The sequence below is a fragment of the Marinomonas sp. IMCC 4694 genome (assembly GCF_008122525.1).
GTDB lineage: Bacteria > Pseudomonadota > Gammaproteobacteria > Pseudomonadales > Marinomonadaceae > Marinomonas.
This window is the reverse complement of record NZ_VSRV01000001.1, coordinates 2,012,229-2,027,939: the sequence shown is the minus strand read 5'-3', so window position 1 is coordinate 2,027,939 and position 15,711 is coordinate 2,012,229. Positions and strand designations below refer to the sequence as shown.

The 15,711-nt window shown below is 46.2% G+C and carries 13 protein-coding genes; 7 read left to right on the top strand and 6 right to left on the bottom strand.

The window, feature by feature from the left end:
- The first annotated feature begins 50 nt into the window (after positions 1–50).
- Genes FXV75_RS09235 through FXV75_RS09225 form a run of 3 tightly spaced genes read left to right on the top strand, consistent with a single transcriptional unit; the run spans position 51 to position 4,504 of the window.
- On the top strand, positions 51–1,193 hold the full coding sequence (locus FXV75_RS09235; RefSeq protein WP_148832759.1) for a succinylglutamate desuccinylase/aspartoacylase family protein: 1,143 nt from the start codon (positions 51–53) through the stop codon (positions 1,191–1,193).
- Between the two features lie 30 nt (positions 1,194–1,223).
- On the top strand, positions 1,224–3,530 hold the full coding sequence (locus FXV75_RS09230; protein ID WP_262368517.1) for an ATP-dependent helicase: 2,307 nt from the start codon (positions 1,224–1,226) through the stop codon (positions 3,528–3,530).
- Positions 3,531–3,541: 11 nt separating this feature from the next.
- On the top strand, positions 3,542–4,504 hold the full coding sequence (locus FXV75_RS09225; RefSeq protein ID WP_148832758.1) for an isopenicillin N synthase family dioxygenase: 963 nt from the start codon (positions 3,542–3,544) through the stop codon (positions 4,502–4,504).
- Positions 4,505–4,572: 68 nt separating this feature from the next.
- Here the strand turns inward: FXV75_RS09225 and FXV75_RS09220 are convergent, their stop codons facing one another.
- Positions 4,573–5,292 (bottom strand): spermidine synthase, encoded by a 720-nt coding sequence (locus tag FXV75_RS09220; protein WP_148832756.1) that lies wholly within the window; start codon positions 5,290–5,292, stop codon positions 4,573–4,575.
- A 22-nt stretch (positions 5,293–5,314) separates the two neighbouring features.
- Positions 5,315–6,511: a DEAD/DEAH box helicase gene (locus tag FXV75_RS09215; RefSeq protein ID WP_148832754.1), complete on the bottom strand. Its 1,197-nt coding sequence runs from the start codon at positions 6,509–6,511 to the stop codon at positions 5,315–5,317.
- 170 nt (positions 6,512–6,681) lie between these two features.
- Here FXV75_RS09215 and FXV75_RS09210 point away from each other — a divergent pair, with 170 nt between their 5' ends.
- Positions 6,682–8,262 (top strand): L-lactate permease, encoded by a 1,581-nt coding sequence (locus FXV75_RS09210; RefSeq protein WP_148832753.1) that lies wholly within the window; start codon positions 6,682–6,684, stop codon positions 8,260–8,262.
- 74 nt (positions 8,263–8,336) lie between these two features.
- Here the strand turns inward: FXV75_RS09210 and FXV75_RS09205 are convergent, their stop codons facing one another.
- Complete coding sequence (locus tag FXV75_RS09205; RefSeq protein WP_148832751.1) at positions 8,337–9,851, bottom strand: alanine/glycine:cation symporter family protein; 1,515 nt, start codon at positions 9,849–9,851, stop codon at positions 8,337–8,339.
- Between the two features lie 354 nt (positions 9,852–10,205).
- Here FXV75_RS09205 and FXV75_RS09200 point away from each other — a divergent pair, with 354 nt between their 5' ends.
- The 3 genes from FXV75_RS09200 to FXV75_RS09190 all read left to right on the top strand — a co-directional run bounded on the left by FXV75_RS09200 (position 10,206) and on the right by FXV75_RS09190 (position 12,085).
- Positions 10,206–10,583 carry a hypothetical protein gene (locus tag FXV75_RS09200; protein WP_222863116.1) on the top strand — a complete coding sequence of 126 codons (378 nt, stop codon included), beginning with the start codon at positions 10,206–10,208 and terminating at the stop codon, positions 10,581–10,583.
- 174 nt (positions 10,584–10,757) lie between these two features.
- The gene (locus FXV75_RS09195; protein ID WP_187424872.1) at positions 10,758–11,303 is read left to right on the top strand and encodes an RNA polymerase sigma factor; all 546 of its coding nucleotides are present in this window, start codon (positions 10,758–10,760) and stop codon (positions 11,301–11,303) included.
- Positions 11,288–12,085: a hypothetical protein gene (locus tag FXV75_RS09190; protein WP_148832747.1), complete on the top strand. Its 798-nt coding sequence runs from the start codon at positions 11,288–11,290 to the stop codon at positions 12,083–12,085. The genes FXV75_RS09195 and FXV75_RS09190 overlap by 16 nt, the downstream gene beginning before the upstream one ends.
- Positions 12,086–12,093: 8 nt before the next feature.
- Here the strand turns inward: FXV75_RS09190 and FXV75_RS09185 are convergent, their stop codons facing one another.
- The 3 genes from FXV75_RS09185 to FXV75_RS09175 form a co-directional block, all read right to left on the bottom strand.
- On the bottom strand, positions 12,094–14,094 hold the full coding sequence (locus tag FXV75_RS09185) for an LTA synthase family protein (protein WP_148832745.1): 2,001 nt from the start codon (positions 14,092–14,094) through the stop codon (positions 12,094–12,096).
- 80 nt (positions 14,095–14,174) lie between these two features.
- Positions 14,175–14,543 carry a DUF2750 domain-containing protein gene (locus FXV75_RS09180; RefSeq protein WP_148832743.1) on the bottom strand — a complete coding sequence of 123 codons (369 nt, stop codon included), beginning with the start codon at positions 14,541–14,543 and terminating at the stop codon, positions 14,175–14,177.
- A 65-nt stretch (positions 14,544–14,608) separates the two neighbouring features.
- Positions 14,609–15,625 (bottom strand): adenosine deaminase, encoded by a 1,017-nt coding sequence (locus FXV75_RS09175; RefSeq protein WP_148832741.1) that lies wholly within the window; start codon positions 15,623–15,625, stop codon positions 14,609–14,611.
- Positions 15,626–15,711 lie beyond the last annotated feature (86 nt).

Genomic DNA, 15,711 nt, shown 5'->3' with positions numbered 1-15,711 from the left:
CGTACCATGTTGCGGGTTAAAACGGGGTGAATCTTACAACATGGGGTGTTATGTCTTATCAAATTTATGCTCATGTCTTGCCGAGTGCGACGCCGGGAACCGAAAGAGTCATCAAGGCGCACTATTTTGGCGGCGCGGGTGCGCGCCCCAAGGTGTATATGCAAGCTGGTTTGCACGCCGATGAGTGGCCGGGTTTTTTGGTGCTTAATACGTTACTGCGACTACTGAAAAAAGCCGACGCTGCTGGTGTGATTCAGGGTGAAATTATCATTGTACCTGTGGCAAACCCGATTGGTTTGGCGCAAAACTTTCACGGTTACATTCCGGGGCGATTTGCCTTTTCCGACGGCGGCGGTAATTTTAATCGGCATTGGCCTCAGTTAGGGGCAAAAGTCGAAAAGCGCATTAAAAGCGAGATAAGTGGAGACGTTGAAGCGAATCTACTCCGGGTTCGTCAAGCGATTCTTGAAGAGTTGAGTTTGTTGCCTGAAACCACGGAATTACAAGGCATGAAGAAAACCTTGCTAGCTTTGTCGATGGATGCCGACGAAGTACTTGATTTGCATTGCTCGGGCGAAGCGAGCATGCACGCTTATGTTGCGCAAGAGTTTGAGGGGCATTTTAGGCCGCTGTTGGCGTTGTTGGGGGCAAAAGTAGGCTTATCAGAATTAGAAACCGGCGCGGCCTCGTTTGACGAAACCAATGTCAGTGTGTGGCGTGACTTAAAAGGCCATTATGCGCATTTGATGCCTTGGGGCACTCGTTCGCTTACCTTAGAATTGCGTGGTGAAAATGACATTTCTAATGAATTTGCCCAACAAGATGCCCAAGCGTTGTTTGATTACTTGGTGTTACGAGGGGTTATTACCGGTAAACCGCCGGTAATAAACGACAGTGAATTGGTGTATTACCCGTTAGACGCGATGGATCTGGTCAAAGCCCCATGCGCTGGCATCGTCTGCTATCACAAAGCCATTGGTGACGAAGTGGAAGTGGGCGAAGTGATTGGCGAGGTCGTGAACCTGATGGATGACGACGTAGAAACGTCCTCTTACCCGCTGGTCGCCCGCACTAAGGGGATTTTATTTGCTCGTGTGCAACGCCGGCTGGTGGTATGCGGCGAATCCATTGCAAAAATTGCAGGCCGAGAGCATCTTGCGTTTCGTGAAATGGGCCATTTATTTGAAGACTAGTGCTTTGACGATGAACAAGGTTAGATTATTTTGATAGCTGCACACTCAGATTCCCGTCAGGCCTCGTTGTTGACCGACGAGCAACGGCGCGTTGTTGACCATGATTTGACCACGCCAGCAAAAGTCATTGCTGTGGCTGGGGCGGGGAAAACCACGACCTTGATCGCTCGTATTGAATATTTGTTGGCGCAAGGCATCGAACCTACTCATATTGGCGTGTTTATGTTTAATAAAAGCGCGCAAGCCGAATTTACTGAACGTTTAAGCCAGCGTCTAAAAGCGGCGGGGTATTTTCGTTCGCCAAGCGTGATGACGTTTCACGCCTTTGGCATGCAATTTTGCCGACGTTTGGAGCAACAAAATTGGTTGCCAGCCGCCAAGCTGGTGACTGACGATTTTAGCCTAGTAAAAATGCTGCGCGATGCCTTACAGCGCTTGGTGCGCAACGGTGAAAAAATAGCCATGCTGGATGAGAAAGATTGGCTTGAAGATGCTTTGCTGTTTATCGACCAAGTAAAAGCATCTGATCAGCCGGCTCATAGTGTCTTTGAGGCCTTAGGTTGGTCTGGTGAGCGTAAGTTTTTCCCATCGCTGTATAATGAGTTAGAGCGCATACGTAAGCGTAACACCGTGCGTTTTTTTGCAGATCTCCTCAGTGACCCCTATGAATTGATTTCTGAATTGCCTGAACCAGAGCGAGTGAGAGTGCGTGCGCTTGTGCCAGAATTTCGATATTTATTAATTGATGAATTCCAAGACATAAACCCTTGCCAGTATGAATTACTAAAGCAGCTGTATCCTGCGCCGTGTCAATGGATGATCGTCGGCGATGTGCAACAATGTATTTATGAATGGCGCGGCGCTAGCCCAGAAATTATGGCGAACCAGTTTGATCAAGAGTTTGTTAATGTTGTGACGTATCCATTAAGCAGCAGCTTTCGTTTTGGTCATGCAGTGGGTTTAATGGCGTCGAGTGTGATCTCGGAAAATGACCCTGATGCTTTGGTGATCGGTGCTGGTGAGCGAACACGGGTGTCGTTTGCCCGTGCCCCCAAGACTGGCAAAGCCTTATTGGGCGAGCTTAAATCTTGGGTCGACGAAGGCCGAGCGTTAAGCGACAGTGCGGTATTGGTGAGACTGTACAGTGACATGGTGCCCGTACAGTTGGCCTTAATGCACAAAGGCGTGCCGTATCAATTACACGGCGATTCACCGCTGTTGGAAAATCGTCAAATTCGCATGTTGATGGCGTATCTGGCTGTGATTGCGGGTGGTTTAGAAAATCCTGCGGTGTTTTTTAACCGGGACGATGTGGAATATTTACTGACGGTGCCCAGCTTGGGCGGCTCTATGGCACAACGAAAAACCTTGATTCAGCAAGCTCGTCAGTCGCCCCATTTGCTGCCGCAAATGATAGAAACACTGGCGGATTCGATGGACGGCTGGCGCGCCAAAAAGTTGCACGAACGGGCGGATTGGTTGCGAAGTTTAGGTATGTATCGCCGTGATCCGGCACAAGGTTTAGCGCATACTCTGGAGAAGCTGGGCATTTATCGTTACTTTGAAAGCACCAGCAGCAAAGACATTCAAGCTCAAGAAAAAATGGCCACCTGCGATGCCTTTATGGCGTACGTTCGCGGTGTGGGTGGTGAGGCTCAGTCTATTCTAGAGCAACTGGCTACGTTAAATGAAAGGCACACCGACGACAGCCATGGGGTGCACTTGATGACGATTCATAAATCCAAGGGGCTGGAGTTTGATCAGGTGCTGTTGTCGGGTTTGCAGGAAGGGCGCTTTCCTTATTACGACGAAGAGTTAAGTGCGATTGACAAGCAAGCCGCCAGTGACCTAGCGTCAGAGCGTCGTTTGTTTTATGTGGCCATTACTCGGGCAAAGCAAAAGCTGGTCATACTGGAAACACCGACTGCCGACGAGCATAAACGTATGAAACAGGGCGATATTCCTCGCGCTGCATTAAAAAGCTTGTCGTTATCGCGCTTTGTGTTTGAGGCTCAGCCTTATGCGGTGAGTCAAATCTGTGATGCTTGGTATGCCGAGGACACTGGCACAGCCATTGCTTCTGAGAAAGGTGTGATTTTTCAGCGCTATTTAAGTGCGGTGGATTCTTCGCCGACGCTGGTTTTTCATCATCGCGTCGAGGCGCAAAGCGGTTTAAAACCGGGCGATAAAGTTCGCCACGATAAATTTGGCCAAGGTGTTGTTGTTCGCCAAGAGCAAGGCGATAAGCCCATGATTGTCGTTGATTTTGGCGAAGAGGGTTTAAAGCGTTTTAATACCAAGCATACTCAATTAATTAAATTATCCTCCAGAGCGTAAGGAACAGGTCAATGTCTATCCCGCTAATCGATTTATCCAAACTGACCCATGAAAGTGACGCGATTCGTCACAACGAGATTCAAGCGTTAGATACCGCATGCCGTGAGATTGGCTTCTTTTATTTAGTCAACACGGGCATTCCAGCTGAGTTAATGTCGGCCATGATGCGTGAAGCGAAACGTTTTTTTAAGCAGCCACAAGACATCAAAAACGCCATCGACATCAAACACAGTATCAATCATCGCGGCTATGGCAATATTGGTGAGGAGCAGCTTGACGAAAAAGGCCATGCGGATTGGAAAGAAACCTTCGACATGGCGTTGGATTTCCCGTCAGATCATCCGCTAGCGGCGAAATACCCAACCATGTATGGACCTAATCAAAACCCCAGCGACCCAAAAACTGTTGAGGTTCTGCAAGAGTATTATGTTGAAGCCTTTGACGTGGCACAAAAGCTGTTAACCGCCATGGCGCAAGCCTTGTCGTTAACGGACGATTTTTTTACTCGGTGTTTTCAAAACCATGTGACGGTATTACGCATGATCCACTATCCACCTCGCCCGGTCAGCGAGCATGATAATGGCGCAGGCGCCCATACGGATTACGGCTGTGTCACCTTGTTGCTACAAGATCAGATTGGCGGGTTGCAAGTCAAAAACCGCCAGCAAGAATGGGTCGATGCCACACCGATTGAAAACGCCATTGTGGTGAACATCGGCGACTTAATGCAACGCTGGACCAACGATGAATACGTATCGACTGCGCATCGTGTGAAAGCCTCTTTGTCGGATGTGCATCGTTACTCTTTCCCATTTTTTGTGGAACCAGATTACGAAACCAACGTGGAATGCGTGCCAAGTTGTGCCACCACAGACAAACCAGCGAAATACGAGGCTATTTTGAGCGGCGACTGGATACAGTCGCGTTTTGACGCCACTTATGCCTATCGCGAAAAAGAAACCGCTGGGCAATAGCGTTCGTTTTTAAATTAGACCATGTCAACGACTCATGTCGTAGGCATGGTAAGTTTAAAATGAGCGTTTTATTTGCTGCAAACATACACCGAGTTAGTGGAATCCTTCCCTTGAAAAGGATTGAAAAAAGACACTAAGTGAGCGTCGACCTGGTTAAAAACCGTGCCTAGTAGAGTAATGAAATGGTTTTCCGGTGGGTTTTGTGACCACATGGCAAATACACCGTTGGGGTTAAGCTGCTCTGCCATGAGCGTGAGGTTGTCAGTGGTGTAAAAACCGGCGTTGGAAGGGTTCAGAAACTCGGTAGGGGAGTGATCGATGTCGAGTAAAATCGCATCGAATTTTTTACCGTCGGATGTTGGATCAAAGCCTGTTTCTGGGGTCGTAGCAAGGTCAAAAAAGCTGCCGAGTACGTAGCGATTACGCGAATCGGCATTGAGTATTTTACCCAGCGGCACGAGTTCTTTCTGATGCCAGCCGATGACGGTTTCTAAGGCATCAACCACCAATAATTCTGCGATGCGTTGGTCTTTTAACGCGGCTACAGCGGTATAGCCTAATCCCAATCCACCCACGACAACGCTTAAATTATCCCCTTTGACTTGGGCCAAACCGAGATCGGATAGGGCTTCTTCAGCGTCGACAAACATACTCGACATTAAAAATTCTTCACCGAGTTTGACTTCGTAAATATCACGATCGCCAAACGTAGGAATGCGACGTTTACGCAAAGAAATTTCGCCTAATGGCGAGTCTTGGCTGTCGATTTCTTCAAATAATAAAGACATAAAGTAAGACCTTTTATAGGGTTTAGCGTTGGCTCTTGCGAACGTAATTTAAAATAGAAACCGGCACGACTTTGCGTACAGGAAAGCCATCGATTTCTTTACGTTCAATAAGGTGGTTGAGGCGGCTTTCGATTGCACAGAGGTTTTTAAAATCTCCCATGGCAACAAACGAAATGGCTTCGCCACTGGCGCCCGCGCGACCCGTTCGACCAATACGATGGATGTATTCTTCTGGCTTAAACGGCAAGTCATAATTAACCACACGGCTTAATGCGCCGATATCAATCCCTCGCGCAGCGACGCCGGTCGCCACTAAGTATTTGAGCTCACCGGATTTAAACTGGTTCAAAATTTGTTCACGCATGGCTTGGCTGCGGTCGCCATGAATGGAATCGGCAATAATGCCGCGTTTCGCTAATTGATCGACGAGTTTGGCTGCCCCGTGTTTTTTTTCAATAAAGATCAGCGCCTGATCCCATTCTTGCTCTTTGATCAAGTGACTCAGTAAAGCCGATTTGGTGTCTTTATCGACGGTGATGAGCCACTGCTTGATGTTAGCCGCAGCTTTAGTTTTGGGCGAAATGGCAATTTCAAACGCCGGCTTGTCTTGCTTGATGTCCGAAAATTCATCGGCGATGACGCGTACGCTGTCTGTCATGGTGGCGGAAAACAGTAAGTTTTGGCGAGACTCGGGTAAACGATCCAAAATGTTATAAATATCGTCGACAAAGCCCATATCAACCATGCGATCGGCTTCGTCCAATACGAGGACTTCGAGTTCATCAAAGTGGACGGCGCGCTGATGGGCAAGGTCCAATAATCGCCCCGGCGTGGCGACCAAAATGTCGATCCCGTCGATCAAACCTTGTTTTTGTGGTTCGCTGTCGACGCCGCCATACGCCACCATAGAACGCACATTCAAGTGTCGACTGTACTGCGTAACGCTGGCTTCTATTTGAACGGCTAACTCTCGTGTTGGCGTCAGTATGAGCGCTTTAATGCGCTTACCACGTCGAGTTTGAATGTGTTGGAAGCGTTCTAAGATGGGCAACACAAACGCCGCCGTTTTGCCGGTTCCTGTTTGAGCCGTGGCGATCAGGTCTTTTCCAGATAAAATCACTGGAATGGCTTGTTTCTGGATTGGAGTAGGGCGTTTGTAGCCTTGATCTTGGACGGCTTGAACAATAGCAGGAGATAATCCCAGCGTTGAAAATGGCATAAGTGGCTCAGGTTGATTATGGGGGCATGTTATAAACAAAAATGTGGGCAAATTATAACTCATTAAGCCGAATAAGTGCTTTGAATCAGTAAGGGGACGGGGCTAGATGGGTATAATTATTACCCTATCTTATCGTGATACTGATGGATTGCTCATTTTAAAGGACCAAAATGCATACTCTTGTTTCTGGTGTACCGATTTTACTGCTGATTTGGGCGATGACAAAACGCAACGCCGTGCCGTCACACATCGCTTTGCCTTTAACTGCCATAATGGTGGCGCTGATTCAGCTGTTTTTGTTTCAAGCAGAGGTGCGCTTGTTGGGCGCGAATGTGGCCGCGGGTGTGCTATCGGTTTTGACGCCGATATCAATTGTCGCCGGCGCGATTTTGTTAAATCGTATTTTGTTTTTTTCTGGTGCTGAGGCGGTATTGAGCCAATGGCTTAAAAACATCAGTAGCAATAACGTCGCTCAGTTGATGATCATTGGTTGGGCGTTTGCTTTTATGATCGAGGGGGCGTCTGGCTTTGGTACGCCTGCTGCTATCGCGGCGCCTATCTTGGTTGGGTTGGGTTTTCCGGCGATTCCTGTTGCGATTTTCACCCTGGCGATGAACACGGTGCCGGTGTCATTTGGTGCAGTAGGTACGCCAATTTGGTTCGGTCTGTCGGCGTTGCCCTTGTCTGAATTGCAGTTAATGGACATCTCAAAACAAACCGCACTGTTGAATAGCTTGGCCGCGTTGGTGATTCCTTTTGTGGCACTGCGTTTTCTATTGAGTTGGCGTGAAATTCGTCAAAATACGGTGTTTATTGTTTTGAGTGTGCTGTCTTGTACTGTGCCTTATGTGTTGTTTGCTCAGTGGAATTATGAGTTTCCCTCTTTAATTGGTGGGGCGGTAGGCTTGGCGTTTAATGTTTTCTTGGCGAAAAAGGGCGTGGGTTTACGTACCGAGATCAATTCAAGTACGCCAGATGCACCGGTGAAGATACGTGAAGTGGCAAAGGTATTTCTTCCTTTTGCCTTGCTGATTTTGATTCTTATCGTCACTCGCCTTCCTCAATGGGGTATTAAAGACCTACTAAACAGCATGTCGCCTTTATGGTCGGCTCAGTTTGGAGCGACTGAATTTGAATTGAGTCAAGCTTTGGTCTTGAGTCTGAACAACATTTTGGGCACCGATGTGAGCTGGCAGTATAAAAGTTTATATGTGCCAGCCATGATACCTTTTTTAATTGTCTCGCTGATTTGTATTCCACTGTTTGGCATGTCGCGTTCTTTGGTGAGTCGATCTTTTCGTGATACCGGCCAGCGTTTGCTCTTGCCTGTGTTGTCGTTGATTGGTGCTTTAGTGATGGTCAAGCTAATGATGCAAGGCGGGGATAATGCGTCGATGTTGTTATTGGCACAGGCTTTTGCCAGCTTGTTGGGCGATTACTGGGGATATGCTGCGGCGTTATTGGGTGGTTTGGGTTCTTTCTTTTCAGGTTCGGCCACTGTGTCTAATATTACTTTTGGTGGTATTCAGTTGGGTATTGCAGAGGAAGTTGGTTTGCCAGTGACCTTGGTATTGGCGCTTCAGTCTGCTGGCGCGGCGATGGGTAATATGGTGTGTATCAATAACATCATCGCTGTTTCGACGATTTTGGGCATCAAAAACCAAGAAGGTTTTATCATCAAACGCACCATTATTCCGATGTTATTTTATGCTCTGATCGCGGCTTTATTTGCAGCGGTGACCTTGCTTTAAGTCGCTACAAGAAATAAAAATAGCCACTTCACTGTTACCGTGAAGTGGCTATTTTTTTGAACGTTTAGAAAAGATTATTTCTTCGCGTTTTTCTGAGCTTGCTGTTCGTCGTAACGTTTTTCCCAGAACTCCGCGCCTTTGATGCCAAGGGCTTTCGGGTTAAAGGTGTATTCTGTTACGCCAGCGGCTTTTTGGTCTTCGTAATCGCGTAGTGTCTTCATAGTCGGACGAGACATAAAGAAAATAGCGATGATACCGACAATGTTTAACCAAGCCATTAAGCCCACGCCTACGTCACCCAAGTTCCAAATGTACCCCGCGGTGTTTACCGTACCGTAAGCCACCATGAACATGATCAAAAATTTCACGAGGGTTAATGACACGTTAATTTTTAACGCGCGACGCAGGTACGCCACGTTGGTTTCGGCAATATAGTAGTACGCCAAAATCGTCGTAAAGGCGAAGAAGAACAAAGCGATGCCCACAAAGATAGGGCCAACGCTACCAAATACACTGGCCAAGGCCATTTGAGTAAAAGCAGGTGACGCTATAATAGTTGAAGGATCAACGTTTTGTACGATGAACTGACCATCTGGCAAGGTGCCTTGTACGTTGTATTGTTGAGTGATCAAGATCATTAAGGCGGTTGCTGTACAAATAAACAAGGTATCTACATACACAGAAAAAGCTTGAACCAAACCTTGCTGTGCAGGGTGTTGAACTTCGGCCGCGGCCGCCGCATGAGGGCCTGTACCTTGACCGGCTTCGTTTGAGTAAACGCCACGTTTCACACCCCAACCAATCGCTGCACCAAAACCGGCTTTAGCGGTGAACGCATCAGAAAAGATCATGCCGAAAATGCCAGGCACTTTATCAAGGTTTAAGAATACGACAATCAACGCCATCACAATATAGCCAAGTGCCATGAAGGGCACGACGATTTGAGTAAAGCCGGCGATGCGTTTGATGCCACCAAAAATAATGAAGGCCAGTGTTAACAGAATAACCGCCAATGCCACAAGCTTAGTCGACCCTACATCACCAAACGAACTTGAAACGATGACGCCTTCGCCGAAAATTTGCGTAACGGCGTTACCTACCGAGTTTGCTTGAATCCCTGGAAGAAAAACACCACAGGCAAGAATAGACGCCAAAGCGAATAAAACGCCTAACCAACGCCAGCCTAGGCAGCGTTCAAAGTAATACGCTGGGCCACCGCGATATTGGCCGTTGTCGTTTTCTTTGTAAAGTTGACCAAGCGTTGATTCTGCGTAGGCGGTGCTTGCGCCTAAAAACGCCACAACCCACATCCAGAAAACAGCACCAGGACCACCAAAGCCAATGGCCGCCGCAACGCCTGCGATATTACCGGTACCCACGCGACCTGACAAAGACACAGCCAGTGCTTGGAAAGATGAAATACCTTTATCGGATTCGTTTGGAGTAAAAAGCAGCGAACACATTTCCTTGAAGTGTCGCACTTGAGCAAAACGGGTAAGTATTGAGTAAAATAAACCGGCACCTAAACACAAATAAATTAGGGCAGGGCTCCAAATGACTCCGTTTAAGAAATCAATGAATGCTTGCATAGAAAGTCCTCAGTTGTGATCAGCTCAAAGAGCCTTAATAGTTATAGGTAGAATTGAGATGCAGCGTCTCGTCCATGGAGACAGCCGCTGTTACTTTGTGTGATATTACGAAGAGGTAAATAACGCATGAAAAGTGCATCTGCGAATAGGAAGTTAGCATGAAAAAAAAACCAGATCTATTTGTAAATATAGGTAATGTTATGTTTATTAAGAATTTTTTTGAGTGATTTTATAGCTGTTTGTTTTCCGATCAGAAAAATACATTATTTTTATCGTGTTGTGCATCCAATTTACAGTTTGGCTTCGTCTCAGTAAGTGAAAGGTAAATTATTTAAACTTAAACGGAGTATTAACATGAAGTTATCTATTAAGTCATCGGCGGTTGTTGCGCTATTGTCTTCTGCCATGTTCAGTAGTGTGGCTTTCGCAGACGGTCATATGGCACATCAAATGACCGATAAATCAGGTATGACCTTGTATACTTTTGACAAAGATGCGGGCGGTCAATCAAATTGTTATGACGGTTGCGCTGTAAAGTGGCCTCCTTTCGTTGCGCAACCTGGTGATACGCTCATTAAAGGTTTGGGATTGACAGAGCGTAAAGATGGCGCGATGCAATGGACGTATAAAAATCAGCCGTTATACACTTGGTTCGGCGATAAGAAAAAGGGTGACCGATTAGGAGATGGTCTAGGTAATGGCGTATGGCATGTCGCTGAAAAAGCTCATTAATATACTTTCGATGTTGTATTAAAAAAGCATCTTCATGCTTTTTTAGTTTTCTTTTTGTTTTAATAAAGAGCGGTGAAGTGACTCTCCACGGCTCTTTTTTTTGTTTAAACACAGACCGTATTTTCACTCAAATACTCAGGTAGAATGACAAATCAAAAGATCAAGGAGAAGGCTGTGTTAGTGGGTGATGAAGAGTGGCATCGTCAAGTCAAAGCGTTGATGTATCGAATACAGCAACAAGATTCACTCGCGTTATCGATGTTGTATCAACTGACGAGTGCCAAATTGTTTGGGCTTATTTATCGCATCGTAAAAGAGGAAGCAGAAGCGGAAGATGTACTTCAAGAGGTATTTCTAAAAATATGGCTTAATGCTTCAAAATTCAGCGGAAAAGGCAGTGCTTGGGCGTGGCTGTGTGTGATGTCACGAAATAGCAGTTTAGATCGCTGGCGTAAAATACAGCAACACCCTCATATTTCCACTGAAGACAGCAGCGATTTACTTGATTTATTAGTCGAGGAAAATGATTTATCTGATCATATTGCAATGAACCGCTGTTTGTATTCATTAAAAGAACAGGCAAGAAACTGCATTCTTAAATCGTACTTATACGGCCACAGCCACAGTGACCTCGCAAAAGCAATGTCGGTCCCTTTAGGTACCATGAAGGCATGGGTACGCCGAGGGCTAAAGGAGTTAAAAGAATGTCTAGAATCCTAAGATACCGTAACCCTGTGATCTGTGAGCATATAGCCAGTCAATATGTGATGTCGGTAATGACACCCAGGGTAAGAGCGCGAACGGAGAGTTTGCGGTTGCAAGTGCCAGCACTGGATAATGCTATTGTCCGTTGGGCTGAAAATGCCGCTAAAGTGCAATATGCTTTGCCGGAAAAAGTGCCTTCTGGCGAAGTATGGAAGCGTATTGAGCGATCGATTCCAGCCAAGAATGCCAATCATGTGAGGAAAAAACCACCCACCTTGCCTTTTGGCTGGCGTTGGTTTGGTATGGGCGCCAGTTTTGTGTCTTTGGCGTTACTGTTTGCTTTTTTTATTGGTGCGATCAACTTCAATACTCAGGAAAGATCTTTGATTCGTGCGACACCCAGTTATATGGCGGTGATGGCCCCAAACAACACCAAGAACAACCAGCAAGATAGGTTGAACACGGTTGAGTTTGTGATGACGGTTTACCAGCGCACCGAGGTGGCTCCATCGTTGCTGTTTGTTCAATGGTCAGAACGCCATCCACGAGCAGATCAAACAAACCTGCATGTATGGGCAAAAGATCAAGAAACCGGTGCTCTTACTTACATTGGTGCTGAATCAAATCATCTCAGTGATCCACAAGAGGGTTGGGCCCTGGATAAAACCACTTGGCTTGCGATCGTAAACAGCAGCCATCTTATTGTGACTAAAAATGCACAAACACCTTCAGCAAGTAACACCTTGTATGTTGGTCCTTGTATTCAACTGAAGCCTTGGCAAGGAGAAGTGACTTAACGAGTGCGTTAATGTAGGTCATTATCAACGGTTGTTTTAAGCAACGTCTCTGGTCTTGCTAAATCATAACGTTTTTCATTGTAAAGCCAAGTGCCTAGCAACGGGTGTGCAATGGCACGATCGATGATCGCTTGCTCTACTTGGTCGCTCTGCGTAAGCGTTTGATTGTCATAGGTGAAGGTTTTAGGAGGCTTTTGAGGCTCTAAAATCACCACCTTGTTGCCTGTTAGATACGCCTGGTTCTGATCAAATTGCATGATGGCGCGACCACGGTAGTCGTCACCAACGGCGGTCATGTCTTGTCCAATCATGGGGTGCTCAGCATCGACACCAATGAGGGACATCAAGGTGGGCGCGAGATCAATTTGGCTGGTCATGCGATTGTCTTGTTTTGCTTCAATGCCATTCCCTAAGATCAAGCCGGGAATATGAAAGCTCGGGATTGGCACTAGATCAGAGCGTCTAGTTCGAGCGTCATGATCAGCCACCACTAAAAATATCGTGTCTTTCCAGTAGGCTTCTTGTTTTGCCAGTCTAAAAAAATGGCCAACGGCGTGGTCGGAATATTTTACTGCGTTTTCACGAGTATTTTTAGGGCTGTTATACAGCTCGATTTTGTTATCTGGAAACTCATAAGGGTCGTGATTTGAGGAGCTAAACACCAGGCTAAAAAAGGGGGTGTTACTTTTGGAGCGCTCAACAAAATCTTGATTGGCTTTAGTGAACAGATCTTCATCGCTGACACCCCAAGAACCGACAAATTCAGGGTTGTTAAAGTTTTTTTCTTCGATAATAGAATCAAAACCGTTTCCTAAAAAAAACGTTTTCATATTATCAAAGTGTGCACCGCCACCATAAATGAAATTCGTGCTGTAGCCTTGTTGGCCCAGTAGCTTGGCGATGGTGAAAAAACCAGTCTGTGAATTAGGTAATTTCACTGTGCTGCGAGCCGGTGTGGGAACAAACCCGGTGATTACAGCTTCTATACCACGGACAGAGCGTGTACCTGTCGCGTATAGGTTATTAAATGCCCAGCCCTCTGGCACTAATTTGTCGTATTCTGGTGTCAGGGGTAGGCCGCCTAAGCTGCCAACAAACTGCGCGCCTAAGCTTTCTTCCAGAATGATGACCAGATTTTTAGGGCGTTCATACTGACGAGTGGCGACTTGTTGGTGTAAGGTCGGAAATTCTTCTGACGTAAATTGCTCTTTGCCCAGCCCCATTGCTTGATGTATCTCGTTAATAACGTCGTCTTGTGCCATTTTTGGGTAGAGCTTAAAAGAGCTTATCTCTGCCGACATCTGGTTGACCGCATAGAGTAGAGAATAAGTTGAGTTGAGCGTTAAACTGTTGATGAGTGGGTCATTGGTAAACGCGGTATAGCTGGGGTTAATGGCGCGATGCTGAAAGCTAGACCGAGCGCCCACAAAGGCCAGCACAAAAACCAATGCCATCAGAACAGGGCGTTCGTACCATTTGGGTTGCGGTTGGCCAAGAATGCTTCGTTTGCGGAAAAACTGAAAAGACAAAATGACAGTGATCGTGGTAATAAGCGACGTCACAAAGAGAGTCAGCTTATGTCCCTCAATCAACATCGAAAAGACTTCCTTTGGATAAAGCAAATACTCAACAAACAATCGATTTGGTCGTAAGCTGTATTCATCAATGAACGCTGGTGTAGAGGCCTCCATAAAAATTAATAATACAAACGTGCCGGTCAACCAGAAGCGTGTGAGTAAATCCCACACACGGTTTATGTAGGGTAATCCCGAGACCAACAAGCTGATGACGGCGGGTATGCCAATAAGAAAGGCGATAGACGCCAAGTCAATACGCAAGCCGAAACCCAACAAAGTGAACCAATCGCCCGTGCTGTTGATTCGATCGTATTGCCAAATCATCAGTAATAAACGGCTTGCCGTCAAACAAATGAGCGTCAATGCAAGAAAATACAGATACGGCCTTAAAGGACACACAATGCGCATCAAAACGCCACTATTATTCGACATGATCTTTCTCTTGTACGTAAATGAGTGAAATAATGTATATAGACTAGGGTGAAAAATACATAATAAACATTGAAATCGACTTATTTTTGCACGTCGTCGGCGTGCTCTTCGGCCGAAGATACAATGCATTCGCCTGCTAGGTTAGGTGCGACGCCAACGGAATAACCGTCTTGCTGCATGCCTGGTAGCCATTTTTCAGTCCAGTCTGTTGCGCTGATGTTAAGTGCTTCAAAGCCTAGATAGTCTTTTTCACCCCATGTTTTGGCGAAGGCTTCAGTGGGCCAAATAGGCAGTACTTTGTCACTGCCAAGATCGATAATCAAGCACCCTTCGGCATCAGCCAGCGTCCAAATGTCGCGTTTTTGTTTGATTAGTTTCAGCATATAGTCGTAGCGTTCATTGCTAAGTAAGTGGTAAAAGCGGTCATCGAGTAGGGAGGCAATGGTCATAAAATCGGCTCAATAGTGTAAAAAACAAAATGTTAACACAGTCCCGTAGTGAAAAAATCAAGGTGTCAAAGAAAGAGCGCAAAGAGCGCTGTTAAGTGCTTAGTTTTCTCCTGTTTGCTCATCCAGCTGCCGTTTATGCCATTTTCGGCCAATTGCTGAAGCTCTGTTTTTTGGATTCCTGTGTGACGAATAAGTGACGCATAGTTATCGTTCATGTAACCACCAAAGTACGCCGGATCGTCGGAATTTACCGTTGCGTTTAAGCCCAGCTGAAGCATATGGGTAATAGGGTGGTCTTTCATATCGTGCACAACGCACAGTTTTAGGTTCGACAACGGGCACACCGTTAAAGTGAGTTGGCGCTCTTGTAGAGTTTTTATTAATAGTTCGTCTTCTAATGCCCGGTTACCGTGGTCTATACGATCCACACCAATTTGCTCTATGGCTTGCCAAACATATTCTGGAGGACCTTCTTCTCCGGCGTGAGCGGTGACTTTCAGGCCGAGGTTCTTGCAGACTTCAAACACGCGTAAAAATTTTTCGGGCGGATGACCAAGCTCGGAACTGTCTAATCCAACACCATCGATCCAGCTAAGGAAAGGGGTTGCTTGTTCAAGTGTCCCAAATGCGCTGTCTTCGCTTAGATGGCGTAAAAAAGACATAATCAACTTCGAGGACATTCCCCATTTTTTCTTAGCATCTTGTAGGGCGTTGTAAATGCCTTTGATCTGAACATCGAATGGCACGCCACGAGATAAGTGGGCTTGGGGATCAAAGAAAATTTCTACATGAACGACATTTTCACTGTGTACTTTTGTTAGGTACGCCATGGTCAGGTCATAAAAATCGACTTCGTGAAGCAATACCGACATACCTTGATAATACAGATCGAGAAAATCTTGTAAGTTGGTAAATTGATAGGCGGCTTTGAGAGCGTCCATTGACTCGTATTGAAGTGGTACTTGATTGCGCTGTGCGATGGCAAACATCTGCTCTGGCTCAAAGGTACCTTCAATATGGAGGTGAAGTTCCGTTTTTGGCATAGCTTCTGACAGAGCAATAAGAGAATGGTGTGGATCCATAGCCGCGCCTTATTTGATAGGTGAACAATAAACAGCCGATGTTATGTCACTAACACTGTAGGCCAAAAAGTAAAAATAAAGCAAAC

Bases quoted from the DNA above. Each gene is read 5' to 3' on its own strand.
- FXV75_RS09220 (WP_148832756.1), bottom strand. From the start codon at position 5,292: ATGTCTTTATTATTTGAAGAAATCGACAGCCAAGACTCGCCATTAGGC.
- FXV75_RS09210 (WP_148832753.1), top strand. From the start codon at position 6,682: ATGCATACTCTTGTTTCTGGTGTACCGATTTTACTGCTGATTTGGGCG.
- FXV75_RS09215 (WP_148832754.1), bottom strand. From the start codon at position 6,511: ATGCCATTTTCAACGCTGGGATTATCTCCTGCTATTGTTCAAGCCGTC.
- FXV75_RS09235 (WP_148832759.1), top strand. From the start codon at position 51: ATGTCTTATCAAATTTATGCTCATGTCTTGCCGAGTGCGACGCCGGGA.
- FXV75_RS09200 (WP_222863116.1), top strand. From the start codon at position 10,206: ATGAAGTTATCTATTAAGTCATCGGCGGTTGTTGCGCTATTGTCTTCT.
- FXV75_RS09175 (WP_148832741.1), bottom strand. From the start codon at position 15,625: ATGGATCCACACCATTCTCTTATTGCTCTGTCAGAAGCTATGCCAAAA.
- FXV75_RS09180 (WP_148832743.1), bottom strand. From the start codon at position 14,543: ATGACCATTGCCTCCCTACTCGATGACCGCTTTTACCACTTACTTAGC.
- FXV75_RS09190 (WP_148832747.1), top strand. From the start codon at position 11,288: ATGTCTAGAATCCTAAGATACCGTAACCCTGTGATCTGTGAGCATATA.
- FXV75_RS09185 (WP_148832745.1), bottom strand. From the start codon at position 14,094: ATGTCGAATAATAGTGGCGTTTTGATGCGCATTGTGTGTCCTTTAAGG.
- FXV75_RS09225 (WP_148832758.1), top strand. From the start codon at position 3,542: ATGTCTATCCCGCTAATCGATTTATCCAAACTGACCCATGAAAGTGAC.
- FXV75_RS09205 (WP_148832751.1), bottom strand. From the start codon at position 9,851: ATGCAAGCATTCATTGATTTCTTAAACGGAGTCATTTGGAGCCCTGCC.